The organism is Streptomyces sp. NPDC050263, assembly GCF_040655955.1.
Taxonomy (GTDB): Bacteria; Actinomycetota; Actinomycetes; order Streptomycetales; family Streptomycetaceae; genus Streptomyces.
The window spans coordinates 12,202-34,008 of record NZ_JBFAKW010000007.1 but is presented as its reverse complement, the minus strand read 5'-3'; the positions used below and the strand labels follow the sequence as shown (position 1 = coordinate 34,008).

24 protein-coding genes and 1 pseudogene are annotated in these 21,807 nt (G+C 71.0%); 10 read left to right on the top strand and 15 right to left on the bottom strand.

Features of this window, described 5'->3' with window-relative positions; genetic code table 11:
- Nucleotides 1-134 precede the first annotated feature (134 nt).
- The gene (locus AB0J04_RS04780) at nucleotides 135-1,034 is read left to right on the top strand and encodes an alpha/beta hydrolase (protein WP_363166932.1); all 900 of its coding nucleotides are present in this window, start codon (nucleotides 135-137) and stop codon (nucleotides 1,032-1,034) included.
- A gap of 9 nt (nucleotides 1,035-1,043) precedes the next feature.
- Here AB0J04_RS04780 and AB0J04_RS04775 read toward each other — a convergent pair whose 3' ends face one another.
- On the bottom strand, nucleotides 1,044-1,940 hold the full coding sequence (locus tag AB0J04_RS04775) for an NYN domain-containing protein (RefSeq protein WP_363167019.1): 897 nt from the start codon (nucleotides 1,938-1,940) through the stop codon (nucleotides 1,044-1,046).
- Nucleotides 1,941-2,135: 195 nt separating this feature from the next.
- On the opposite strand from AB0J04_RS04775, the gene AB0J04_RS04770 reads away from it, so the two are divergent.
- Nucleotides 2,136-2,288: a hypothetical protein gene (locus AB0J04_RS04770; protein WP_107105381.1), complete on the top strand. Its 153-nt coding sequence runs from the start codon at nucleotides 2,136-2,138 to the stop codon at nucleotides 2,286-2,288.
- Between the two features lie 80 nt (nucleotides 2,289-2,368).
- On the opposite strand, the gene AB0J04_RS04765 is transcribed toward AB0J04_RS04770, so the two are convergent.
- The 3 genes from AB0J04_RS04765 to AB0J04_RS04755 form a co-directional block, all read right to left on the bottom strand.
- The gene (locus AB0J04_RS04765) at nucleotides 2,369-2,974 is read right to left on the bottom strand and encodes a MarC family protein (protein ID WP_363166931.1); all 606 of its coding nucleotides are present in this window, start codon (nucleotides 2,972-2,974) and stop codon (nucleotides 2,369-2,371) included.
- A 52-nt stretch (nucleotides 2,975-3,026) separates the two neighbouring features.
- On the bottom strand, nucleotides 3,027-3,884 hold the full coding sequence (locus AB0J04_RS04760; protein WP_363166930.1) for a PHP domain-containing protein: 858 nt from the start codon (nucleotides 3,882-3,884) through the stop codon (nucleotides 3,027-3,029).
- Nucleotides 3,885-4,016: 132 nt separating this feature from the next.
- Nucleotides 4,017-4,658, bottom strand: coding sequence for a DUF6758 family protein (locus AB0J04_RS04755; protein ID WP_363166929.1), 642 nt, complete (start codon nucleotides 4,656-4,658; stop codon nucleotides 4,017-4,019).
- 239 nt (nucleotides 4,659-4,897) lie between these two features.
- Between AB0J04_RS04755 and AB0J04_RS04750 the strand changes: the two are divergent.
- Nucleotides 4,898-5,722, top strand: a pseudogene (locus AB0J04_RS04750) (MFS transporter); the annotation flags it as partial.
- A 40-nt stretch (nucleotides 5,723-5,762) separates the two neighbouring features.
- On the opposite strand, the gene AB0J04_RS04745 reads toward AB0J04_RS04750, so the two are convergent.
- The gene (locus AB0J04_RS04745) at nucleotides 5,763-6,347 is read right to left on the bottom strand and encodes a suppressor of fused domain protein (protein WP_363166928.1); all 585 of its coding nucleotides are present in this window, start codon (nucleotides 6,345-6,347) and stop codon (nucleotides 5,763-5,765) included.
- A gap of 483 nt (nucleotides 6,348-6,830) precedes the next feature.
- Here AB0J04_RS04745 and AB0J04_RS04740 point away from each other — a divergent pair, with 483 nt between their 5' ends.
- The gene (locus tag AB0J04_RS04740; RefSeq protein ID WP_363166927.1) at nucleotides 6,831-7,961 is read left to right on the top strand and encodes a magnesium and cobalt transport protein CorA; all 1,131 of its coding nucleotides are present in this window, start codon (nucleotides 6,831-6,833) and stop codon (nucleotides 7,959-7,961) included.
- Between the two features lie 25 nt (nucleotides 7,962-7,986).
- Nucleotides 7,987-8,517, top strand: coding sequence for a hypothetical protein (locus AB0J04_RS04735; protein ID WP_363166926.1), 531 nt, complete (start codon nucleotides 7,987-7,989; stop codon nucleotides 8,515-8,517).
- Nucleotides 8,518-8,562: 45 nt separating this feature from the next.
- On the opposite strand, the gene AB0J04_RS04730 is transcribed toward AB0J04_RS04735, so the two are convergent.
- The gene (locus tag AB0J04_RS04730; protein WP_363166925.1) at nucleotides 8,563-9,315 is read right to left on the bottom strand and encodes a hypothetical protein; all 753 of its coding nucleotides are present in this window, start codon (nucleotides 9,313-9,315) and stop codon (nucleotides 8,563-8,565) included.
- Nucleotides 9,316-9,490: 175 nt separating this feature from the next.
- Between AB0J04_RS04730 and AB0J04_RS04725 the strand changes: the two genes are divergently transcribed.
- Genes AB0J04_RS04725 through AB0J04_RS04715 form a run of 3 tightly spaced genes read left to right on the top strand, consistent with a single transcriptional unit; the run spans nucleotide 9,491 to nucleotide 12,555 of the window.
- Complete coding sequence (locus tag AB0J04_RS04725; protein ID WP_363166924.1) at nucleotides 9,491-10,789, top strand: CBS domain-containing protein; 1,299 nt, start codon at nucleotides 9,491-9,493, stop codon at nucleotides 10,787-10,789.
- Nucleotides 10,779-11,378, top strand: a complete 600-nt coding sequence (locus tag AB0J04_RS04720; protein WP_363166923.1) for a DUF1003 domain-containing protein — start codon at nucleotides 10,779-10,781, stop codon at nucleotides 11,376-11,378. Before AB0J04_RS04725 ends, AB0J04_RS04720 begins: the two co-directional genes overlap by 11 nt.
- A gap of 43 nt (nucleotides 11,379-11,421) precedes the next feature.
- Complete coding sequence (locus AB0J04_RS04715) at nucleotides 11,422-12,555, top strand: Mrp/NBP35 family ATP-binding protein (protein WP_363166922.1); 1,134 nt, start codon at nucleotides 11,422-11,424, stop codon at nucleotides 12,553-12,555.
- A gap of 69 nt (nucleotides 12,556-12,624) precedes the next feature.
- On the opposite strand, the gene AB0J04_RS04710 is transcribed toward AB0J04_RS04715, so the two are convergent.
- From AB0J04_RS04710 to sigE, 5 genes are all read right to left on the bottom strand, one after another.
- The gene (locus AB0J04_RS04710; RefSeq protein WP_363166921.1) at nucleotides 12,625-13,284 is read right to left on the bottom strand and encodes a hypothetical protein; all 660 of its coding nucleotides are present in this window, start codon (nucleotides 13,282-13,284) and stop codon (nucleotides 12,625-12,627) included.
- A 169-nt stretch (nucleotides 13,285-13,453) separates the two neighbouring features.
- Nucleotides 13,454-13,894 (bottom strand): sec-independent translocase, encoded by a 441-nt coding sequence (locus tag AB0J04_RS04705; RefSeq protein WP_363166920.1) that lies wholly within the window; start codon nucleotides 13,892-13,894, stop codon nucleotides 13,454-13,456.
- Between the two features lie 293 nt (nucleotides 13,895-14,187).
- A complete protein-coding gene (locus AB0J04_RS04700) occupies nucleotides 14,188-15,954 on the bottom strand; it encodes a trypsin-like peptidase domain-containing protein (protein WP_363167018.1) in 1,767 nt (588 codons plus the stop codon).
- A gap of 564 nt (nucleotides 15,955-16,518) precedes the next feature.
- Nucleotides 16,519-17,529, bottom strand: coding sequence for a zf-HC2 domain-containing protein (locus AB0J04_RS04695; RefSeq protein ID WP_363166919.1), 1,011 nt, complete (start codon nucleotides 17,527-17,529; stop codon nucleotides 16,519-16,521).
- On the bottom strand, nucleotides 17,526-18,239 hold the full coding sequence (gene sigE / locus AB0J04_RS04690) for an RNA polymerase sigma factor SigE (RefSeq protein ID WP_363167017.1): 714 nt from the start codon (nucleotides 18,237-18,239) through the stop codon (nucleotides 17,526-17,528). Before sigE ends, AB0J04_RS04695 begins: the two co-directional genes overlap by 4 nt.
- A gap of 235 nt (nucleotides 18,240-18,474) precedes the next feature.
- Here sigE and AB0J04_RS04685 point away from each other — a divergent pair, with 235 nt between their 5' ends.
- Nucleotides 18,475-19,173 carry an O-methyltransferase gene (locus AB0J04_RS04685; RefSeq protein ID WP_078890047.1) on the top strand — a complete coding sequence of 233 codons (699 nt, stop codon included), beginning with the start codon at nucleotides 18,475-18,477 and terminating at the stop codon, nucleotides 19,171-19,173.
- Between the two features lie 165 nt (nucleotides 19,174-19,338).
- Here AB0J04_RS04685 and AB0J04_RS04680 read toward each other — a convergent pair whose 3' ends face one another.
- Together AB0J04_RS04680 and AB0J04_RS04675 are read right to left on the bottom strand one after the other, a co-directional pair.
- Nucleotides 19,339-19,506, bottom strand: a complete 168-nt coding sequence (locus AB0J04_RS04680; protein ID WP_003966491.1) for a DUF3117 domain-containing protein — start codon at nucleotides 19,504-19,506, stop codon at nucleotides 19,339-19,341.
- 146 nt (nucleotides 19,507-19,652) lie between these two features.
- Nucleotides 19,653-19,886, bottom strand: coding sequence for a hypothetical protein (locus AB0J04_RS04675; RefSeq protein WP_363166918.1), 234 nt, complete (start codon nucleotides 19,884-19,886; stop codon nucleotides 19,653-19,655).
- On the opposite strand from AB0J04_RS04675, the gene AB0J04_RS04670 reads away from it, so the two are divergent.
- Nucleotides 19,885-20,676 carry an enoyl-CoA hydratase-related protein gene (locus AB0J04_RS04670; RefSeq protein WP_363166917.1) on the top strand — a complete coding sequence of 264 codons (792 nt, stop codon included), beginning with the start codon at nucleotides 19,885-19,887 and terminating at the stop codon, nucleotides 20,674-20,676. The genes AB0J04_RS04675 and AB0J04_RS04670 overlap by 2 nt on opposite strands.
- 94 nt (nucleotides 20,677-20,770) lie before the next feature.
- Here the strand turns inward: AB0J04_RS04670 and AB0J04_RS04665 are convergent, their stop codons facing one another.
- Nucleotides 20,771-21,352: a DNA-3-methyladenine glycosylase I gene (locus tag AB0J04_RS04665; protein ID WP_363166916.1), complete on the bottom strand. Its 582-nt coding sequence runs from the start codon at nucleotides 21,350-21,352 to the stop codon at nucleotides 20,771-20,773.
- Nucleotides 21,349-21,693 (bottom strand): DivIVA domain-containing protein, encoded by a 345-nt coding sequence (locus tag AB0J04_RS04660; RefSeq protein ID WP_363167016.1) that lies wholly within the window; start codon nucleotides 21,691-21,693, stop codon nucleotides 21,349-21,351. Before AB0J04_RS04660 ends, AB0J04_RS04665 begins: the two co-directional genes overlap by 4 nt.
- Nucleotides 21,694-21,807: the final 114 nt, after the last annotated feature.

The following is a 21,807-nucleotide window of genomic DNA, read 5'->3' as shown; positions in this document are numbered from 1 at the left end:
GTCACGCACAGGCCCGAATTGACCAACAGCATCCCGGAGACTTCCGGGGGCCGGGCCCTCGGCGTTTCCCGGGCGTTCCCTCGACGGCCGCCCCGGCTACGGGCGCAGAAAGGAATGCCGGGTAATCTCCCCCCGTGTCCAAGCCCACCAGGTCGACTCCCTTCCCGCCGCCCCCCGGCGCCCGTTCGTACGCCCTGCGGACCGATCGCGGTGAGTTCGCCGTCGTCGACTCGCCCGTGGCCGCCGGCGTCGAGCCGCGGGGGGTCGCGTTGCTGCTGCCGGGCTTCACCGGCAGCAAGGAGGACTTCCACCGGCTGCACGAGCCCCTCGCGGCCCGCGGCTACCGGACGGTCGCCGTCGACGGACGTGGGCAGAACGAGTCCGACGGACCGGCCGACGACGAATCCCCCTACGCGCAGCAGGAGTTGGCGCGGGACGTGCTCGCGCAGGCGGCTGCCCTCGGCACGCCCCTGCACCTCACCGGGCACTCCATGGGCGGACAGGTCGCCCGCGCGGCCGTCCTCCTGGACCACGCGCCCTTCGTCTCGTTCACGCTCGTCTCCTCGGGCCCGGCGGAGATCTCGGAGTCCCAGAAGCAGCGCGTGAAGCTGCTGCACGACGCGCTCGCGGTGATGACGATGCCGCAGGTGTGGGCGGCGATGCAGGCGATGGGACCGCCGGAGGAGGTCGGCGGTCCGGCCCGCGGCTTCGGCAGGCTGGAACAGCTCGAACTGCGCTGGCTGAACCACAGGCCCGCCCAACTCATCGCCGTCGGACGCCAGTTGTGCGTCGAACCGAACCGGGTCGCGGAGCTCGCCGCCGTCCCGCTGCCGCTCCATGTCCTGTCGGGTGCGCGGGACGACACCTGGCCGGTGCCCCTCCTCGACGACATGGCGGTCGAGCTGCGTGCGCACCGGACGGTGGTGCCGGGCGCCGAGCACTCGCCGAACCTGGACAAGCCGCTGCTCACGGCCGACGGGCTGGCCGACTTCTGGGACCACCACCCGGGAGCCCGCCAGCGGCACCGGCCCTAGTACTGCGTCTTAGTACTGCGTCTGCACGTGCTCCCAGAAGCCGTCGCGCAGCGCGCGTCTCAGGTCCGCCTGGCCGCGCAGGGAGTACTGGAGGATGCCCTCGGCCTCCACCAGGAGGTCCTGGTCGACGGAGCCGGGGAGGTAGGGGTGGCCCGGCAGCAGCTCGGCGAGGGCCTCCCGGCCCCGCGCCGCCAGCCACTTCGCCGCGATCTGCGCGCCGACGAAGCGCACGGCCTCGCGGGTGGGACGGCTCGCGCCGGTCGTCTCGTAGGCGGCGGCGGTGCGCCGGGAGACGTACGGCTTGAAGAAGTCGAGGTCGAGGGTGCGCTGACTGTCGACTTCCCAGAGCAGCGGCTCGGCCTGGTTGCGGCCTTCCGGCGCCTCGATGCCCCAGAGGTGCACGCGGGCGCCGTACCCCTGCGCGGCCTCCACCGCCGAGACCAGGTCCTCGTCGCCGCCCAGCAGGGCCGCGTCGCTGATCGCGCGGTGGCGGGCCAGTGACTCCAGGTCCGTCCGGATGAGCGAATCGACGCCCTTCTGCTGGTTGTTGGCGTTGAGGTTGCCCAACCGCACCTTCACGTCCGGCAGTTCGGCGATGGACTGCTGCTCGGAGGTGTGGATGCGGCGCCGGGCGCCGTCGTACCAGTAGACGCGCAGCAGTCGGCTGTCGGCGAAGATCGAGCGGGCGCGGTCGATGAGCGCCTCGATCAGGCCCTCGGCGTCGAGGTCGAAGGCCCGGCGGTCCTCGGTACCTGCCACCAGGCGCCCCGCGGCCGCGTACAGATACCCCGCGTCGACGAAGATCGCGTGGGTCGAGGGCGTCTTGGCCACCTCGGCGAGCATGCGCTGGAGCAGCTCGTTCGTGCGGTCGATGCGGGCGGCGAGGTCCGGCAGGTCGTCGTTCATCGCCTCCATTGTCCCGGTGGTCACGCTGCGAACACAACTGGTCCCGTTCAGTCTCCACAAACCGGCTTACCTGTCAGTAATTAGCCGTTCGAAAAATTTCTTTAGCGTAGGGAATGTTTGTAACACGCATCCCGTTGACTCCCTACGTAACCAAGTAGTTCTCCTCAGGAGGATGACCAGACGAAGGGAGAAGCCATGCGCTTCGAAATCATGCGACTCGACGACGTCGACGGCACACCCGTGGACAGCACCGTCGTGGACGCCGCCTCCGTCAACCGGATCGTTCAGCAGGCCGCCGCCATCGGGCAGCGGCTGTGGATCCGTCCGGCCGACCCCACGGCCTCGTAACACGGGACACGGTCCCATACAGGTTTCAGAGCCCCCTACGGCGATGCCGTAGGGGGCTCTGCATGTGACGGGGCGCCCGGTCAGCTCGCGCGGATCACCTGGGTGACCCCGTTGATGATCTGCTGCACGGCGATCGCGGAGAGCATCATGCCCGCGAGCCGGGTCACCAGGACCACACCGCCGTCCTTGATGACCCGGATGATCAGCAGCGAGTACCGCATCACCAGCCACAGCACGACATGGATGGCGAGGATCGCCGCCCAGACCGACACCTGCGTCGCCACGCTGTCGGCCTTCTGGACGGCCAGGATGACGGAGACGATCGCGCCCGGTCCGGCCAGCAGCGGCATGCCCAGCGGGACGAGCGCCACGTTGACGTCCTTGGTCTGCTTCGGCTCGTCGGTCTTGCCGGTGAGCAGGTCGAGCGCGATCAGCAGGAGCAGCAGTCCGCCCGCGATCATCAGCGCGGGCACGGAGACGTGCAGGTAGTCGAGGATCTGGTGCCCCAGGAGCCCGAAGACGGCGATCACGCCGCCCGCCACGCAGACCGCCTGGAAGGCCATCCGCTTCTGCACCTTGCCGGGACGCCCGGAGGTCAGCGCGAGGAAGATCGGGGTGATCCCGGGGGGATCCATGATGACAAAAAGGGTCAGGAAGAGAGAGCCGAAGACGGCGACGTCGAACATCGATGCACAGACCTTGCGGGGAAGAGAGGGAACGTGGGCGGAGGGGTGAGCCTCAGGCTCCGCCGGTCCCCGGCACCGGGAACGCGCCGGTGGCACGCCGGGTGATCTCCCCGTACACCTCGGGGTCGGTGGTGTACTCGCCGAGCACGCACGTCTTGCGGCTGCCGTGGTAGTCGGACGAGCCGGTGACCAGCAGCCCCAGATCGGCGGCCAGCCCGCGCAGCCGCGCCCGCGTCTCCGCGTCGTGGTCCATGTGGTCGACCTCGATGCCGTCGAGACCGGCCGCGGCCAGCTCGGCGATCGCCGACTCCGGCACCGTGCGACCGCGCTTGCTCGCGCCCGGGTGCGCGAAGACGGTGACCCCGCCCGCGCCCTTGACCAGCCGGATCGCCTCGAAGGGGTCGGTCTCGTGCTTCGCCACGTAGGCCCGGCCGCCGTCGGCGAGCCACTCCTCGGTGAACGCGGCGCTGACGGTCGGCACGACGCCCAGCTCGACCAGGGCGGTGGCGACATGCGGCCGCCCGACGGACCCCTCCCCCGCGATCCGCGCGACCTGCTCCCAGGTGACGGGCACGCCCAGCTCGTTGAGCCGGGCGACCATCCCGCGCGCCCGGGGCACCCGGTCGTCCCGCACGAGCTCACGCTCGGCGAGCAGCGCGGGCTCCTCGGGGTCGAACAGGTAGGCCAGCATGTGCATGGAGACGCCGTCGATCCGGCAGGACAGCTCGGCGCCGGTGACCAGCGTGAGCCCCTGCGGCAGCGCGGCGACGGCCTCGGCATGCCCACGGGTGGTGTCGTGATCGGTCAGCGCGACGACGTCCAGACCGGCGGCGGCAGCGTTACGCACCAGCTCGGCCGGGGTGTCCGTACCGTCGGAGGCGGTGGAGTGGCAGTGCAGGTCAACGCGCACGAGCAGACTCCAGACAGCGACGGGACGGAAGCGGACGCTCCAGCATAACGGCTCATCACACCACCCGTGTCACACCCGAAAGGCTGGAGCACCCCCTACACACAGCGTCCCGTCGCCCAGCCCTACGACGCCCTACGGCTTGAGCAGGCGCGGCGACAACGCACCGCAGGGCACCAACTCCAGCTCCGCGCCCGCGTCCCGCAGATCCGTCAGCACCAGCTCGTCGTACATCAGCAGCCCCGACTGCTCGGGCCACACCACCGCCCACAGCCACAGCCCCCGCGCCTCCCCCGCGAAGACTGCCCGGTCGTCCGGAGTGGCGGAGACATGCCAGAGCGGAGCAGGGCGGCCCGCGGCCAGCACCTTCGCCTGCGGAGGTTTCTCGACGCTCATATAGGGACCCGGATCCGGCCCGTCGACGCCGGCGTACCGCGCGCCGAGCCCGACGCCCAGCTCCTCGGCGACGAGGATCAGCTCGCCCATGCCGCCGAGCGGCCCCGGCCCGGAGCAGGCCACGACGGTGGCGCGACCGCCGCTGCGATCGTCCCCCGCGTACGTCACACCCGTGAACAGCCAGCCGACCGGCAGCGGCCACGGCATCCACAACGGCACCTGCGTGCGGTGCACGACGACGCTGAGGGCCTCGACGCTGGGCGGGATCACGGGCTGAAGCGGATGCACCGTCCCGTGCACGTCACACTGCCAGGAATCGGCGAAGAGTCCGGGAGCCCTGACCCGGCCACCACACTTCGGGCAACTGGGTTCGCCCCTCATAGAGCCCCACGGTCCTACCCGAGCCCGCCCACGTCAAGGACGATCACCCGTCCGGGCGGAAACCGATCGACCGGAAGGATTTAGATGTAGCTTGCATTAATTAGACGATCTAACTTATCGTATGTATATGCCAACTATATTCGTGAGGGGTGCGCAGCCGAAGGCGGTGTGGGCGACGGCCGGCGCATCCAATAGGGGCATCGCGAAGCGATTCCGGCCGGGGTGGTGGCGGGCGACGGGCGGGAGGCAGCGCGGCCGCCATCCTGCTGTACGAGTCCGCCCTCGGCCTCGGCATGGCCTGCGGGCCGCTGCTGGGCGCGCTGCTCGGCGACGCCAGCTGGCGCTACCCCTTCTTCGGCACCGCGTTCCTGATGGCCGTCGGCTTCCTGTGCATCGCGGTGTTCCTCAAGGAGCAGCCGAAGCCGGCCCGCAAGATCTCCGTCCTCGACCCGCTCAAGGCGCTCGGGCACCGCGGTCTCGCCTCCGCCGCGGCCTCGGCCTTCTTCTACAACTACACGTTCTTCACCGTGCTGGCCTTCACCCCGTTCGTACTCAACACGACCCCTTACGCATCGGGGGCGGTGTTCTTCGCGTGGGGTGTGCTGCTCGCCGTCTGCTCGGTCGTCGTGGCACCGCGGCTCCAGGAGCGGTTCGGTTCGCTCAAGGTGCTCGGCGGCTCGCTGGTGCTGCTCGCCGTCGACGTGCTCGTTCTCGGCTACGGCGACCATGTCACGGCGATCGTCTGCACGATCCTGTCGGGCGCGTTCATCGGCGTGAACAACACCGTCTACACCGAGTTGGCGCTCGGCGTCTCGGACGCCCCGCGGCCGGTGGCGAGCGCCGGCTACAACTTCGTGCGGTGGTTCGCGGCCGCTGCCGCGCCCTTCTTCGCGCCGAGGATCGAGGAATGGACCGACGTCCACGTCCCGTTCGTCGTCGCGGCGGTCACGGCCGTCCTCGGCGCGGTCGTGGTCGTCGTACGGCGCGAGACGCTCACGCACGAGACCGAGGAGCTCGAAGAGAGGCACGCGGCCGAGGACTCGGTCGCCGTCTTCGTCAACTGAAGGTCTTCGGCCGAGCGTTGGTGACCTTCCTCACGAAGCGTCAGTCGAGCGGGACGGACCCGCGGGACGGCTCCCGCAGGTCCGTCCCGTTCGTCAGCCAGCGCTCCTGGAGGGCCTGGGCGCCGTGCACCCGCTTCCAGGCGGCCTCGTTCGCGGTCATGGGGAGCAGCGGCAGGAAGCGGACCGGGTCGAGGGGCTCGTCGAGATCGAGATCCTCGACCAGTCCGCCCGGCTCGGCGACCAGGACCGAGGTGAACGGAGCGCCGGGCCACAGCGGTTCGCCGACGTCGAGCGAGGCGCCGGGGGCCACGACCAAGCCCTCGACCTGCGGGGACGCGGCGAGCACGGCGAGCGGACGGAGCACCTTGTCGGTGTCGGCGACGCCCGGCCGGACCGACAGGACCAGCTCGGCGCGCGGCCCCTTGACCGGGTCCGCGAGCACCGCCGTGGGGTCGCTCATCGGCTGCGCGGACATGCCGAGCGTGGCGTAGCGGACGATGTCGCCCTCGTGGAAACGCAGCACCTCGACGCGGTCCGTGCCGAGGAAGGTGACCGCGGCGCGGGCGTCCGGCTCGCCCAGCGCGGACCGCAGACGAGCCTCGACCAGAGGAAGAACATCAGCCATGCGGCGAGCATAGAACTCGTCGGCGCAGGGCAAAGCAGCACCTTGACACTTCACTCGGCTGGTAGTCTGGCCCGGTGGTTCGGGGCAGCACGCAGAAGCGTCGCTATCTTGCCTCGACGCAGACGAGACTCCCTTACGAGGGACCGGCTGGAGGAGGTGGGGCTGTCATGGATCGAAGTCACCCGTGCAGTACCACTCGCTCTTCCGGCCGCTGATGCAGCTGCTCCGGCTTCTTGGCCCTCGGCTGGTCGCCACCTCTCGCGCTCATCTTCATGCCGAAGAGCACTTCGTTTCGTTTTTTGCCTGATCTGTCTGATCTGCCAGATCTCTCTGATCTGAATCAGTAGCGAAGCTCGCCACCGCGACGGAGCGGTGCTCCCCGCTTTGTGGACGTGCCAAACCTCCGCAGTCAGGACGTCCCCATTCCGGGTAGTTCCACCCGTCGTCGGCGGCCTTTCGTTGCCTGTCACGAAGGAGCCTGCCATGTCGATGATCCGCGACCTCCGTGCCGTCGTCCGCCCCGCCCGCCCCTCCCTGCGCAAGGGGGGCGGGCGCCTGGACAGCGGCGCGTACGACACCACCCGTGACCCCGCGACCCCGTCGGCCGTCGTCGACTGCGCCGTCTACCGGGACGGCTCGCGCGTCGCGTGCACGCAGTCGCCGACCCCGCAGGAGGCCATGCGCCAGGTACGGCGCGACGGAGGCTTCGTGTGGATCGGTCTGCACGAGCCGACCGAGGCCGAATTCGCCGGTATCGCCGCCGAGTTCGGGCTGCACCCGCTGGCCGTGGAGGACGCGGTGCAGGCGCACCAGCGGCCCAAGCTGGAGCGCTACGACGACTCCCTGTTCACGGTCTTCAAGACCATCCACTACATCGAGCACGACCGGCTCGAGGCCAACAGCGAGGTCGTCGAGACCGGTGAGGTCATGTGCTTCACCGGCAAGGACTTCTTCATCACGGTCCGGCACGGCGGCCAGGGCTCGCTGCGCGCGCTGCGCCACCGCCTCCAGGACGACCCCGAGCTGCTGATCAAGGGTCCCTCCGCAGTGCTGCACGCCATCGCCGACCACGTCGTCGACGGCTACATCGCGGTCGCGGACGCCGTGCAGGACGACATCGACGAGGTCGAGACGGAGGTGTTCTCGCCCGGGCGCAAGGGCAGCCCGCGCGGCACGGACGCCGGCCGGATCTACCAACTCAAGCGTGAGGTGCTGGAGTTCAAGCGGGCGGTGTCGCCGCTGCTGCGGCCGATGCAGCTGCTGAGCGAGCGGCCGATGCGTCTGATCGACCCCGACATCCAGAAGTACTTCCGGGACGTCGCCGACCACCTCGCCCGGGTCCAGGAGCAGGTGGTCGGCTTCGACGAGCTGCTCAACTCGATCCTCCAGGCCAACCTGGCGCAGGCCTCCGTCGCGCAGAACGAGGACATGCGGAAGATCACGTCCTGGGCGGCCATCATCGCCGTCCCGACGATGGTCTGCGGGGTGTACGGCATGAACTTCGACTACATGCCGGAGCTGCACTGGAAGTTCGGCTACCCCGTGGTCATGTCGGCCATGGTGGCGCTCTGCTTCGGCATCCACCGCACGCTGAAGCGCAACGGCTGGCTCTGACGGCGCTCTGGATAGGCTGAGCGCCATGACAAGCGAGCTGCTCGACCAGGCCCTCGTCACGCAGGCACTGATCGAGGAGGCCACCAAGAAGTCCGGCCTCGTCTGGGTCCAGGGCGCCGGCGAACCGGCCGCGCGTGCGCTGTGGCACGTGTGGCACGAGGGCGCGGCCTGTCTGGTCGGCGACGGACCCGGTGAGCAGCCGCTGTCCGGGCTCGTCGGCGGCGGCTCGGCCGAGGTCACCGTCCGCAGCAAGGACAAGGGGGGCCGACTGGTCTCCTGGACGGCGCGGGTCGTGCAGCTCGAGCCTGCTTCCGAGGCGTGGGAGGCGGCCGTCGCCGAGCTCAAGGGCAAGCGGCTGAACGCGCCCGACGGCGAGGCCATGACCGAGCGCTGGGCGCGGGAGTGCCGGGTGCTGCGCCTGGAGCCGACCGGGGCCACCCTGCCGCTGCCCGACGGGGACCTGGCGGCGCGGCCGGTGCCCTCGCCCGCCACCACCCGTGAGCCGGCCCCGGCCGGACTGCCGAAGCTGCTGCTGAAGAAGCGCAAACGCGGGTAGCCGACAGCAGGTCCACGACGACGGCACTCTACGACGACGGCAGCTCTACGACGACGGCAACTGCTTGCCGTAGTCCACCGTCTCGTCCTTCGCCGGTTCCTTCAGGGCGAAGTCCTTGCCCCAGGCGGAGAAGCTCAGCGTGCCCGCGCCCCCGGCGCGTTCCAGGCGCAGCGGATACGGCTTGCCCTCCAGCGACACGTCCAGCTTGCCGCCGGAGCCGCCGTCGCCGGTGATGCGGATCGTGCGGACGCCGGACTGCTCGTGGTGGCCGTCCGTGGCCAGCGAGCCGTGCAGCGTCAGCAGACCGTCGAGGAGAAGGTTCTTGTCCGTGAAGCCGCTGAACTTCTTGTACGAGGGGTCGCCGGTCGGCACCTTCACGTACTTGCCGTCGAGCTTGTCGGCGGCGGCCGTGTCCGAGCCGTCGTCGGACTCGGCGCCCTCCTTGTTCCAGAAGGCCGCGTCGGCCTTCAGGTACAGCTGCTCGCCGACCCGCAGCAGATGGAAGGTGGCCCCCTCCGCGGTGACCGACCCGGTGCCGCCGTCCGCCTTCAGGCTCATGTCGAGCTTGTACGTGTGCCCGCTGGTGACCACGCTCCCCGACAGCCGCACCGCGTCCACGCCGGCCGCGGCCGTCTTCGTCTTCGACTGGATCTGCGCGGCCGGCAGCTTGCCCACCCCGTTCGTGCCCGCGTCCGGATCCTCACTGCACCCCGCCAGTCCCGTACTGCCCACGACCAGTGCGCACATCGCGCTCACCAAGGGGATCCGGCGAGTACGGCCCTGGGGAATCGCAGTCACAGAGAAGGCTGCCTTTCTGCGGGGGTGTGCTGAGCGGCGTACGGCAGCGTACCGGGGTCGCGGACCCCGGACCGAGCCGGTCCGTCCGGACCGCCCACCAGGGCGTATCCGATCGGGACGGGCTAGCCTGAAGCCCGCAACGGCGGGCAATCGGTACAAGGGCGGAGGTGCGGTCATGGCAGCGGGCACCCCGCGGATCTTCGTCTCGCATCTCTCCGGCATCCCCGTCTTCGATCCGAACGGCGACCTGGTGGGGCGGGTGCGCGATCTGGTCGTCATGCTGCGCGTGGGGCGGCGGCCGCCGCGGGTGCTCGGGCTGGTCGTCGAACTGTCCACCCGGCGCCGGATCTTCCTGCCCATGACCCGGGTGACCGGCATCGAGTCCGGCCAGGTCATCACCACCGGCGTGGTCAACGTCCGGCGCTTCGAGCAGCGGCCCACCGAGCGGCTGGTGTTCGGGGAGCTCCTCGACCGGCGCGTCACGCTCGTCGAGACCGGCGAGGAGGTCAACGTCCTCGACGCGTCGGTGCGGCAGCTGCCGGCCCGCCGGGACTGGGAGATCGACCGGGTCTTCGTCCGCAAGGGGAAGAAGGCGAGCGCCTTCAGGCGGGCCAAGGGCGAGACGCTGACCGTGGGATGGTCGTCGGTGACCGGGTTCTCGCTGGAGGAGCACGGACAGGGCGCGGAGAGCCTCCTCGCCACCTTCGAGCAGCTGCGCCCCGCCGACCTCGCCAACGTCCTGCACCACCTGTCGCCGAAGCGGCGCGCCGAAGTCGCCGCCGCGCTGGACGACGACCGCCTGGCCGACGTCCTCGAAGAGCTGCCGGAGGACGACCAGATCGAGATCCTCGGCAAGCTGAAGGAGGAGCGCGCCGCGGACGTCCTGGAGGCGATGGACCCCGACGACGCGGCCGACCTGCTCTCCGAGCTCCCCGAGAAGGACAAGGAGCGGCTGCTGAGCCTGATGGAGCCGGCGGACGCGGCCGACATGCGGCGGCTGATGGCCTACGAGGAGCACACCGCGGGCGGGCTGATGACCACCGAGCCGATCGTCCTGCGCCCCGACGCCACCGTCGCCGACGCGCTCGCGCGCGTCCGCAACCCGGACCTCTCCCCCGCGCTCGCCGCCCAGGTCTACGTCTGCCGCCCGCCCGACGAGACCCCGACCGGCAAGTACCTGGGCACGGTCCACTTCCAGCGCCTGCTGCGCGACCCGCCGTACACGCTGGTCAGCGCGCTGCTCGACGACGATCTCCAGGCCCTGTCGCCGGACGCGGCGCTGCCGGTCGTCGCCGGGTTCTTCGCGACGTACGACATGGTCGCGGCGCCCGTGGTGGACGAAGCGGGGTCGCTGCTCGGCGCGGTGACCGTGGACGACGTCCTCGACCACATGCTGCCGGAGGACTGGCGGGAGACCGAGTTCCACCTCGAGGACACGACGGACGTCGAGGGGGCGGGTTCCCATGGCTCCTGAGCGCGAGAGCGGCGGCCGCGTGGAGCGCACCCCGGTCGGGGCGACGGCGACCGGCCGACACCGCCCCCGCCTGGACCAGCCGCGGCCGCGCCGCCGCCCGCTGCTGCCCGAGTGGGACCCGGAGGCGTTCGGACGGCTGTCGGAGCGCATCGCGCGCTTCCTGGGCACCGGGCGGTTCATCGTCTGGATGACGGTCGTCATCATCGTCTGGGTGCTGTGGAACATCTTCGCCCCGCGCGACCTGCGCTTCGACAACTACCCCTTCATCTTCCTGACCCTGATGCTGTCCCTCCAGGCCTCCTACGCGGCCCCGCTGATCCTGCTCGCGCAGAACCGGCAGGACGACCGCGACCGGGTCAACCTGGAGCAGGACCGCAAGCAGAACGAACGGTCCATCGCCGACACCGAGTACCTGACCAGGGAGATCGCCGCGCTGCGCATCGGCCTCGGCGAGGTCGCCACCCGGGACTGGATCCGCTCGGAGCTCCAGGACATGGTCAAGGAACTGGAGGAACGGGGGAACGGGCACCGCGAACATGCCGTATTCCCGGCAGAACGTTCTCGGGGACGTGACGTAGAAGACCGGTGACCGACTTACCGGGGCCCCCTCCGACAGCCGTACCATCGACCTCATGGCTAGCGAAGACGCGGTGCGCGAGGCACTGGCGACGGTGAACGACCCCGAGATCAACCGGCCCATCACCGAACTCGGGATGGTGAAGTCGGTAGAGATCGGCGCGGACGGGGCGGTCGCGGTGACCGTGTACCTGACGGTCTCCGGCTGCCCGATGCGCGAGACGATCACGCAGCGCGTGACGGACGCGGTCTCCCGGGTGGACGGCGTCACCCGCGTCGACGTCACGCTCGACGTGATGAGCGACGAGCAGCGCAAGGAGCTGGCGACCGCCCTGCGCGGCGGCACCGCCGAGCGCGAGGTCCCCTTCGCCAAGCCGGGCTCGCTGACCCGCGTGTACGCGATCGCCTCCGGCAAGGGCGGCGTCGGCAAGTCGTCGGTGACGGTGAACCTGGCGGCGGCGATGGCGGCCGACGGCCTGAAGGTGGGCGTGGTCGACGCCGACATCTACGGCCACAGCGTGCCGCGCATGCTGGGCGCCGACGGCCTTCCGACCCAGGTCGAGAACATGATCATGCCGCCGTCCGCGCACGGCGTGAAGGTCATCTCCATCGGCATGTTCACGCCGGGCAACACGCCCGTCGTCTGGCGCGGCCCGATGCTCCACCGCGCGCTCCAGCAGTTCCTGGCCGACGTGTACTGGGGCGACCTGGACGTGCTGCTGATGGACCTTCCGCCGGGCACGGGCGACATCGCGATCTCGGTGGCGCAGCTGGTCCCGAACGCGGAGATCCTGGTCGTCACCACCCCGCAGCAGGCCGCGGCCGAGGTCGCCGAGCGGGCGGGCTCCATCGCCGTCCAGACCCACCAGAAGATCGTCGGCGTGGTCGAGAACATGTCCGGCCTGCCCTGCCCGCACTGCGGCGAGATGGTCGACGTCTTCGGCACCGGCGGCGGACAGTCGGTGGCCGAGGGACTGACCCGCACGACCGGCGCCAACGTCCCCGTGCTCGGTTCCATCCCGATCGACGTCCGCCTGCGCGAGGGCGGCGACGAGGGCAAGCCTGTGGTCCTGTCCGACCCCGACTCCCCGGCGGGCGCGGCCCTGCGGGCGATCGCGGGCAAGCTGGGCGGCCGTCAGCGCGGCCTCTCGGGACTGTCGCTGGGGATCACTCCGCGCAACAAGTTCTAGCGCTACGACCGTCAGGGTGCCCACCCTCGGGAGGGCACCCTTCGCCGTGTCCAGGCGTACTCGCCGTGTCTAGGCGTACTCGGCGATGTCCTTGATCATGGCGAAGCCGAGCCCGTACGCGCTCATGCCCCTCCCGTACGCCCCCAGATGCACCCCTTGCGAGGTCGAGCCGGCCAGTACCCAGCCGAACTCGGACTCGCGGTAGTGGAAGGGCGTCGGCACGCCGTCGACCGGCAGGGACAGCGTCGACCAGTCCGGTCCCGCGAGGTCGTCGGCGAGGACCCACGCCGTCTCGGTCTGCTGGTCCAGCCAGTCGTCGCGCAGGCTGTGGTCCATCTGGCCCGGCCAGGTGAAGGACAGCAGGCCCACTCCGGCGAGCCAGGCCGCCGAGGACACCGAGGTGGCGTCCAGCAGGCCCGTGCCGTCGGCGCTGCGCCGTACAGGGTTCGTGGCGACGGTCACGACGACCGCGAACTTCCCGCGGTCCTCGCCGGCCGTCTCGTGCCGTACGGAGGGCTCGTCACCGTGTCCGACGGAACCGTGCTCGACGGCCCCGTCGGCCGCCGTGCCCACCTGCATCAGCCAGCGGGGCCCTGTGAAGGCCTCGTCGAGGCCGTACCAGGGGAAGGGTGCCTCCAAGTAGCCGTCGACCGTACGCCGGGCGGAGGGGGCCTGTTGTCCGCCCTCCGCGTCCGGCGTCTGCGCGACTGCCCGACTCGTCGTCTCCATGTGCCCGGACGCCTCCTCGTTCTCGACGAAGCGACCGGCCCGCCCCCCTTCGGGCGTACTCGTCCGCTCCGCACAACAACCAGGCAGCATAGCCACCCCGCTCCGGGCTGCCGGGAATCCACCCGGCGCGTGGGGCGTGCGCCCCCTCACATCGGGGGGCGCGGGTGACTCAGGTGGCGTCCGCGTCGAAGGGCGGACGGTCGTCCTTGCCCGGCTCTTCGGGCTTCTTGGTCATGTCGATCCGACCGTCGCCGGACGATGACGATCCGGAGGAGGCGGTGTCCGTGTCGCGGCTGTGGACCGCGTCCGTGACCTCGGCCATCTCCTTCTTCAGGTCGAAGCCGTTGCGGATCTCCTTGAGCCCCAGCTCGTCGTTGTCCAGCTGCTTGCGGATGAACGTCTTGGGGTTGAGATCCTCGAACTCGAAGTCCTTGAACTCCGGTCCCAGCTCGCTGCGGATGTCCGCCTTGGCGCTTTCCGAGAACTCACGGATCTTCCGGACGGTGCGCATCATGTCCTGGATGACCCTCGGGAGCTTGTCCGGACCGAAGACGAGCACGGCCAGGACGGCGATCGTCACCAGCTCGAGCGGTCCTATGTCATTGAACACCTGAAGCTCCTTGCGCGATGTCCGCGGTCCTCGGCCCTCGGGCCCTGAGTGATCAAGTGCGGGTCTTCCGTGGTCCGGGCCGGGTCCACGGTACCTGTCACACCTGTCCGACCGGTACCGTCCCGAGGCCCCCGAATGCGTGTACGCGGCCGGTTTTTCGCGTTGTTTGCCTTGTGGGACCGCGTTTCGCGGTCTGACCTGTGACGTTTCTGTCAATCGATGGGAGCCGGCTGGCAGCGCCACGGCCGGACCGGCCCCAGAGCTGCCCCAAGGCCTGTCCGGCCGGACAGGCCCTAGCCGTCGGACGAGCCCAGGACCAGCGTGAGCGTGCGTTGCCGGCCGTCGCGCTGGATCGTCAACTCCAGGCGGTCGCCGGGGCGGTGCGCGCGGGTCTTGACGATCAGCTCCTCGCCGGAGTGGACGCGCTGACCGTCGACCTCCGTGACGACGTCTCCGGCCCGGATGCCGGCCCGGTCGCCGGGGCCGCCCGGGGTGACCGGGGCGTCTCCGTCACCGTCGGCCTCGCCGACGCGGGCGCCGTCACCGGCGTAGTCCAGGTCGAGGATGATGCCGATGACCGGGTGGCTCGCCTTGCCGTTGTTGATCAGCTCCTCGGCGACGCGCTTGCCCTGGTTGATCGGGATGGCGAAACCGAGGCCGATCGAACCGGCCTGGGCGCTGCCGGAGTCGGTGCCGTCGTCGGCGGAGCGGATGGCCGAGTTGATGCCGATGACCTGGCCCTGCGCGTCGAGGAGGGGGCCGCCGGAGTTGCCGGGATTGATCGGCGCGTCGGTCTGCAGGGCGTCGACGTACGACACGTCGCTGCCGTCCCCGCTCTCGCCGCCGGCGACGACGGGCCGTTCCCGGGCGCTGATGATGCCGGAGGTGACGGTGCCCTCCAGATCGAAGGGGGCGCCGATGGCGACGACCGGGTCGCCGACGCGGACGTTGTCGGAGTTGCCGAGCCGGAGGGGTTGCAGGCCCTTCACCCCGGTCACCCGCACCACGGCGAGGTCATAGCCGCTGTCCCGGCCGACGACCTCGGCCTCGGCGGTCTGGCCCCCGTTGAAGACGACGGATATCTCGCCGTCGCCGCCGGCGGGCTCGACGACGTGGTTGTTGGTGAGGATGTAGCCGCGCGAGTCGAGCACGAAGCCGGTACCGGTGCCGGACTCCTGGCTCCCGCTGACATGCAGTGTGACGACGCTGGGCAGGGCCCGCGCGGCGATCCCGGCCACGCCCTCCGCGGCCCGCCCGGTGGGCTCCGCGGAGGCCTGTGGCAGCTGTATGGGGTTCAGCCCGCCGTTGCGCTCCAGATAGGTGCCCACGGCTCCGCCGAGCCCGCCTGAGACCAGCGCGAGGGCCAAGGCTCCCCCCACCAGCCTCCTCCGCACCCGCGCCCGCCGCTCCGCCTCGGTGCCCACCCCGACCCCGGTCTGCTGAAACGCCCCACCGACGACGCCACCGGCGCCCCCGAGGGGCACGGGAGCCCAGGGGTCATATCGCTGCCAGGGGTCGGCGGGCACGGGGGCGGAAGGCTGCGGTACCGGGGCGGCATCGGCCTGCTGCGGGGTCGCTGCGCGCGGCCCGGGGACGGCATCGGGCGGAACGGCCGACGGAACGGCCGCGCCCTGCGTCGGTAGGGGCGCGGGTCGGGGCACCGCGGTGCCGTGCGCGGGCGTGACCGCCGGGTGCTGAACGGGCGGCGCGGGGGCCCAAGGCCCCGGCTCACCGTACGGCGGGGTGCTGTAGGGATCGGGGTCGTGCAACGGCTTGGGACGCCCTCCACCATCCGAAGCCACCCCCACGACAACCGCCTCCCCCAAAGCCCCCTCACCTTGAACCCCGGACTGCCCGACCCCGTGGCCGCCGAAGGCCACCGGGCCCGCCGGGCCCGACAGGGCCGCCAGGCCTGCCGGAGCCGCCTGGTCCGCCAAGCCTGCCGGAGCCGCCGGGTCCGCCAAGCCTGCCGGAGCCGCCGGGTCCGCCGAGCCTGCGGGAGTCGCCGGGTCCGCCGGGGCAGCCGAGCCCTCCAGGCCAGCCGAGACCGCCCGACCCACCCCGCTCACCAGAGCCTCCGGGCCCCCCGGAGCCGCCAGGCCCGCCGGGTCCGACAGGCCCGCCGGGTCTGCCGGGTCCGACAGGGCCGCCGGGTCCGACAGGGCCGTCAGGTCTGCCGGGGCCGCCTGGTCTATCCGGTTCGCCGGGTGTCCCAGAGTGTCGCGATCCTCCGGGGTCTCCGGGCTCGCCGGGTGTATCCAGGTCACCTGGTCATCCGGGGCCGCCCGGGTCGCCCGGTCATCGGGGGCCGCTCGGTCCGGCCGGTCCGCCTGGGGCGCCCCGTCATCCGGGCCCGCTGGAGCGGGGGTGAGTGTGGGCTGGTTTGCGGGGCGGGCCAGTTCGAAGTCGTCGTCGGGGGGTGGTGGGCTTGGGGTCGCGGGGTTCTGTGGCTCTGTGGATGCCTGCGGTCGAGGTCGGCTCCACCACTTCGCCCTCGTGGGCTTCCCCTCGTCCATGCTCTCCCCACGCTCAAGCCCCCGGCCCCGGCCCGGCTGACTCCGGGCAGGGCACGCCGTCCACCCAGGATTCAACCAGGTTCGGGGCGGCGTGGCGCAGGGCCCGGGTCAGCGGGTGTGCTGCGAGGAAGGCGAGTCGCTCGGAGCGGAGGTGGCGTCGGGGACGGGTGCGGCGAGCAGACCGGGCGCGGTGGCCTCGGTCCCGTTGGTCCAGGCGGTGAGCGCGGTCAGAGCGATCGGCGAGTGCGTGCCGAGCGGACGTATCAGCGGGGACATGACCGCCGCGCCGGCCACCATGGGCGTGGTGAGCCTGTGCAGGGCCTGCTCGACCTGACCGTCGGCCGGTGAGGGCACGCCGGGCAGCAGTGGCGCGGACACCTCGGTCGGGGCGACCGGGGTGTCGCCGAGCTGGCCGCCCTGGGAGAGCAGGGGGCCGACGGCACGACGGCGCTGGTTCTCCTGCGTCGCCGCGGAGCCCGTGCCCGGGGTGCGGGCCGGCGTCACATTGCTCCCGGAACCCGAGCCGCCACGGCCGTCCGCGGTCGTGTCGACCGGGGCGACGGTGGTCATGCCGCCCAGGGCGATCGCGGCCAGCGACACCGCGCCGGCGGCGACGAACGCGAACCGCATGCTGCGCGAGCGCTCCGCGTCGCTGCGGTCCCCGCCACGGCCGACGGGATGGATGCGGAAACCCCGGTCCGAAGCGGATGACAGGACGGAGCCGTGGTCGCGGGCGGGCACATAGCCGAACTCGAACGGCTCGTTCTCTCTCCCGTTCCCGCCTCGTGTTCCGCGCACGCCGAAGATTCCGTCGCCGAAGGCTCCCCCGCCCAGCGGGCTGCCGCCGTCGCCGGGGTCGCCTCCTCCGGGAAGCCCCTGGAGGCGGGCCAGGAAGCTCTCCGAGGGGGCCGGTGGGGCCACTTCCGCGAAGACGTTCTTCAGCCGGCGCTGCGCGTCGACCTCCGATTTGCACTTGGGGCAGGTCGCCACATGCGCCAGCACCCGCTCGCGGGTGTCGTGACCGAGCTCGCCGTCCACCAGGGCGGAGAGCCGGTCGCCGAGATGCTGCTCCGCGAGGAGCCTCTCGGCTGCGTCGTTTCGGGATCCGGTTCCACTCACGCGGTCGCGCCCCCTCCTCCCAGAGCGGGCACGCGGGGCACGAAGGAGCGTCGCTCCGCGCGTGCCTCGGGCGAGCGGTGGGCGAGGGCTTTGCGCAGCTGCGAACGGCCGCGGTGGATGCGCGAGCGGACCGTGCCCAGCTTGACGCCCAGGGTCGCGGCGATCTCCTCGTAGGACAGGCCTTCGATGTCACAGAGGACGACCGCGGCGCGGAACTCGGGCGCGAGGGTGTCGAGGGCCTGCTGGACGTCCGCGTCGAAGTGGGCGTCGTTGAAGACCTGCTGCGGGTTGGGCTCCTTGCTGGGCAGCCGCTCGGCCGCGTCGTCGCCCAGCGCGTCGAAGCGGATGCGCTGCTTGCGGCGGACCATGTCCAGGAAGAGGTTGGTGGTGATGCGGTGCAGCCAGCCCTCGAACGTGCCCGGCGTGTACGTCGACAGGGAACGGAAGACGCGGACGAAGACCTCCTGGGTGAGATCCTCGGCGTCGTGCTGGTTGCCGGTCAGACGGTAGGCGAGCCGGTAGACCCGCCCGCTGTGCATGCTGACGATCTCCTCCCACGTGGGCGGAGTCCATGCCTGCCCGTCCGCGTCGGTGGAGAAGGTCGCGGTCTGGGCTGGGCCGTCGGCGAGGCCGGCGGCGTGGCTGGGGTCAGCAGCGGTGTCGTTCACGGATTTCGGCCTGCCTGCCGAACCGAGAAAGCGCCGCAGCACTCCTCCCCGATCCACAGGCGCAGCCGCACCTCCCCTGTCGGCTCTGGTGGTGTCCAGTGGAGCCCCTACCATAGCCACCTCGCCCGTTAGCTCCGGATAAGCGGTTTTACGAGAAATTGATCTGGGCTGATACGGCTCATACGGCTGCGTCAGCACTTGCTCGACACCCGGTCCCTCATCGTGATCCAACTGTGTCCCCCCGTCATCGTTCCCACCCCTTCAAACGCCCGGTCCCATCTGCGGGTTCCCGGCGGCAACGGATACAGTCACGCCCAGGCAACCACGGGGACAGGAGAGGGTCATTACCGGCAACCGGCAGGCAAGCTGGGCGTTCGCCGACGCCTATGCCGCCGAGGACGAAGCGCTGCACTGGGCCCGTGACCGGGCCCGCGAGGCAGGGCTGCGCTCGGTGTCGCCCAGCACGGGCGCGGCCCTGCGGATGCTCGCCGCCACCGTGGACGCGAAGGCGGTCGCGGAGATCGGTACCGGAACCGGCGTCTCCGGGATCCACCTGCTGCACGGGATGCGCCCCGACGGCGTCCTGACGACCGTCGACCCCGAGCCGGAGCACCAGCAGTTCGCCCGGCAGGCCTTCCGCGCCTGCGGTTTCGCCAGCAACCGGGCCCGGTTCATCCCGGGCCGCGCGCTGGACGTCCTGCCCCGCCTCGCGGACGCCGGCTACGACCTCGTCTTCTGCGACGGCGACCGGCTGGAGCTGTTGGAGTACCTCGCTGAATCGTTGCGCCTGCTGCGTCCGGGCGGACTGGTCGTCTTCGAGGGCGTCTTCGCCAACGGCCGCACGGTCGATTCGGGGCCGCAGCCCACGGAGGTCATAAGGATCCGGGAGCTGCTGCGGGCGGTGCGCGAGAGCCAGGAGCTGGTGCCGTCGCTGCTCCCGGTGGGCGACGGCCTGCTCTGCGCGGTCAAGCGCTAGCGCCGCGGCGCGCCAGGTCGGGTCCGGGCGGCCGGGGGTTCCGTGGGCGGGCCTTGGGCCTTTTGAGCTAGCCGGCTGCGGCAAACCCCGACAGACGTGAGAAAACAACTGCTCCGGCGTCCCGAAGGAGGCCGGAGCAGTCGAAAGAACAGGGTCGCTTGCGCGTCAGCCGACGACCTTCTTGAGGGCGTCGCCGAGCGCGTCGGCCTCGTCAGGGGTCAGCTCGACGACGAGCCGCCCGCCGCCTTCGAGCGGAACGCGCATGACGATGCCCCGCCCCTCCTTGGTCACCTCGAGCGGGCCATCACCCGTCCGCGGCTTCATGGCCGCCATGCTCGTTCCCCTTCCTGAAACCAGCTCATCGCCAAAGCCGACGGCCCGTGGAGGGCAGCCGCAGTCCAGCGTGGGACACGCGACACCGGCATCGAACACATTGCTTCCAAGCCATTATCCCGCATCTCAGGACCCGATGACCAACATCAGTCGGCATCGCTTGGGCAACGCGCGCGAGCAAAACCACTCAATTCGGCGATGTGACTGCGATACTGCGCCGCCGCACGGACTTCGCCCGCCCGGAAACCGCCCAGAATTCTTTGACGCAGGTCACACGTCGGGTCCGGTCCGCGGACGGCGATCTCCGCCATGCTGTCCTCGTAAACCGAACGTACCGACCAGTAGTACGTCGGAGCCGCGACACGGAGGGGAAACACCATGGCCGACACCGTGCTCTACGAGGTGAGCGACGGACTCGCGACGATCACGCTGAACCGCCCCGAGGCGATGAACGCGCTGAACATCGCGACCAAGGTCGCCCTCCGGGAGGCGGTCGGGTCCGCGGCGGCCGACGACGCCGTACGGGCCGTGCTGCTGACCGCCGCGGGTGAGCGGGCGTTCTGCGTGGGGCAGGACCTCAAGGAGCACATCGGGCTGCTGGCCGAGGGCTCGGACGTCGTGATGAGCACGGTCAAGGAGCACTACAACCCGATCGTGCGGGCGCTGACGGAAGCGGCCAAGCCGGTGGTCGCGGCGGTGAACGGGGTCGCCGCGGGCGCGGGATTCGGCTTCGCCCTCGCCGCGGATTACCGGGTCGTGGCCGACACGGCGTCCTTCAACACGTCGTTCGCGGGTGTCGCGCTGACCGCCGACTCCGGGATGTCCTGGACCCTGCCCCGGGTGATCGGTCCCGGGCGGGCCGCCGATCTGCTGCTGTTCCCTCGCAGCATCAAGGCGCAGGAGGCGTACGAGCTGGGGATCGCGAACCGGGTCGTCCCCTCCGCGGAGTTGCGCGCCGAGGGCGAGAAGGTGGCTCGTGCCCTGGCCGCGGGGCCGACCGTCGCGTACGCGGCGATCAAGGAGGCCGTTGCCTACGGGCTCTCGCACTCGCTCTCCGAGACGCTGGAGAAGGAGGACGAGTTGCAGACTCGCGCGGGGGCGTCCGCGGACCACGGGATCGCGGTGCAGGCCTTCATCAACAAGGAAGCGCCCAGGTATTCGGGGCACTGAGTCTCCTGGCGGGTGCGCGTGCGGGTGCGGGTCCGGGCGCGTTGTGGCTTGTCGCGCCACGCGGCGGAGCCGCGCATCGATACGGTCCCGTCCTCTACGGGGCGCTCCTGGCCACGCACGTCTCCAAGTGGTCGTCGACCAGGCCGCATGCCTGCATCAGGGCGTAGGCCGTGGTCGGGCCCACGAACCTCAGGCCACGCTTCTTCAGGGCCTTGGAGAGGGCCGTCGACTCCGTCGTGACGGCAGGGACGTCCGACAGTGTCTTCGGGGCCGGCCCCGTCTGCGGGGCGTGGGACCAGATCAGGGTGTCCAGGTCGCCCGGGGCCCAGTCGGCCAGCAGACGGGCGTTGGCCAGGGTGGCGTCGATCTTGGCCCGGTTGCGGATGATGCCCGCGTCGGCGAGGAGGCGTTCGCGGTCCTCGTCGGTGAAGTCGGCGACCGAGGCGATCTTGAAGTCGGCGAAGGCGGTGCGGAAGCCGGGGCGGCGGCGCAGGATCGTGATCCAGGACAGGCCGGACTGGAAGGCCTCCAGGCTGAGGCGTTCGAAGAGCGCGTCGTCGCCGTGGACCGGGCGGCCCCACTCCTCGTCGTGGTAGGTCACGTAGTCCGGCGTGGACAGGGCCCAGGGGCAGCGCAGCGCGCCGTCCTCGCCCGGGAGGGCCGTGCCGTCGCTCACTGGTGGTCCTCGGGGGCCGGCTTCTCGAAGGAGACGGCCGAGGCGTGCGCGCCGGACAGGGCGGACTCCAGGTCGGCGATGCGGGCGTCGCGCTCGGCGAGTTCGGCGGCGACGCGGTTGAGGGCGTCGTCCACGTCCGCCATGCGGTAGCCGCGGGTGGCCAGCGGGAAGCGGAGGTGGTCGATGTCGGCGCGGTCGACCGGGCGGTCCGGGGGCAGCGGGTCGTACAGCCGCTCGGGGGCGACCTCCGGCAGTGGGCCGGTGCCCTCGCCGCCGCCCACCACGGCGAGTGTCACCGCGGCGACCACGACGGCGAGCGCGATGACCAGGAACAAGAACATAACCATCGGTGGGCCCCCACGCTCGGTGTGCTCGGAGTGGATGTGTGTGTGGGTCCGATCGTGCCATGCGGGTCCGACAGTTAGGGTCGCAGGCGGTGGATGTGCAGGCCGTAC

Bases quoted from the DNA above. Each gene is read 5' to 3' on its own strand.
- AB0J04_RS04775 (WP_363167019.1), bottom strand. From the start codon at position 1,940: ATGAACGACGACCTGCCGGACCTCGCCGCCCGCATCGACCGCACGAAC.
- AB0J04_RS04770 (WP_107105381.1), top strand. From the start codon at position 2,136: ATGCGCTTCGAAATCATGCGACTCGACGACGTCGACGGCACACCCGTG.
- AB0J04_RS04765 (WP_363166931.1), bottom strand. From the start codon at position 2,974: ATGTTCGACGTCGCCGTCTTCGGCTCTCTCTTCCTGACCCTTTTTGTC.
- AB0J04_RS04755 (WP_363166929.1), bottom strand. From the start codon at position 4,658: ATGAGGGGCGAACCCAGTTGCCCGAAGTGTGGTGGCCGGGTCAGGGCT.
- AB0J04_RS04745 (WP_363166928.1), bottom strand. From the start codon at position 6,347: ATGGCTGATGTTCTTCCTCTGGTCGAGGCTCGTCTGCGGTCCGCGCTG.
- AB0J04_RS04740 (WP_363166927.1), top strand. From the start codon at position 6,831: ATGTCGATGATCCGCGACCTCCGTGCCGTCGTCCGCCCCGCCCGCCCC.
- AB0J04_RS04735 (WP_363166926.1), top strand. From the start codon at position 7,987: ATGACAAGCGAGCTGCTCGACCAGGCCCTCGTCACGCAGGCACTGATC.
- AB0J04_RS04725 (WP_363166924.1), top strand. From the start codon at position 9,491: ATGGCAGCGGGCACCCCGCGGATCTTCGTCTCGCATCTCTCCGGCATC.
- AB0J04_RS04720 (WP_363166923.1), top strand. From the start codon at position 10,779: ATGGCTCCTGAGCGCGAGAGCGGCGGCCGCGTGGAGCGCACCCCGGTC.
- AB0J04_RS04715 (WP_363166922.1), top strand. From the start codon at position 11,422: ATGGCTAGCGAAGACGCGGTGCGCGAGGCACTGGCGACGGTGAACGAC.
- AB0J04_RS04710 (WP_363166921.1), bottom strand. From the start codon at position 13,284: ATGGAGACGACGAGTCGGGCAGTCGCGCAGACGCCGGACGCGGAGGGC.
- AB0J04_RS04680 (WP_003966491.1), bottom strand. From the start codon at position 19,506: ATGGCGGCCATGAAGCCGCGGACGGGTGATGGCCCGCTCGAGGTGACC.
- AB0J04_RS04670 (WP_363166917.1), top strand. From the start codon at position 19,885: ATGGCCGACACCGTGCTCTACGAGGTGAGCGACGGACTCGCGACGATC.
- AB0J04_RS04675 (WP_363166918.1), bottom strand. From the start codon at position 19,886: ATGGTGTTTCCCCTCCGTGTCGCGGCTCCGACGTACTACTGGTCGGTA.
- AB0J04_RS04660 (WP_363167016.1), bottom strand. From the start codon at position 21,693: ATGTTCTTGTTCCTGGTCATCGCGCTCGCCGTCGTGGTCGCCGCGGTG.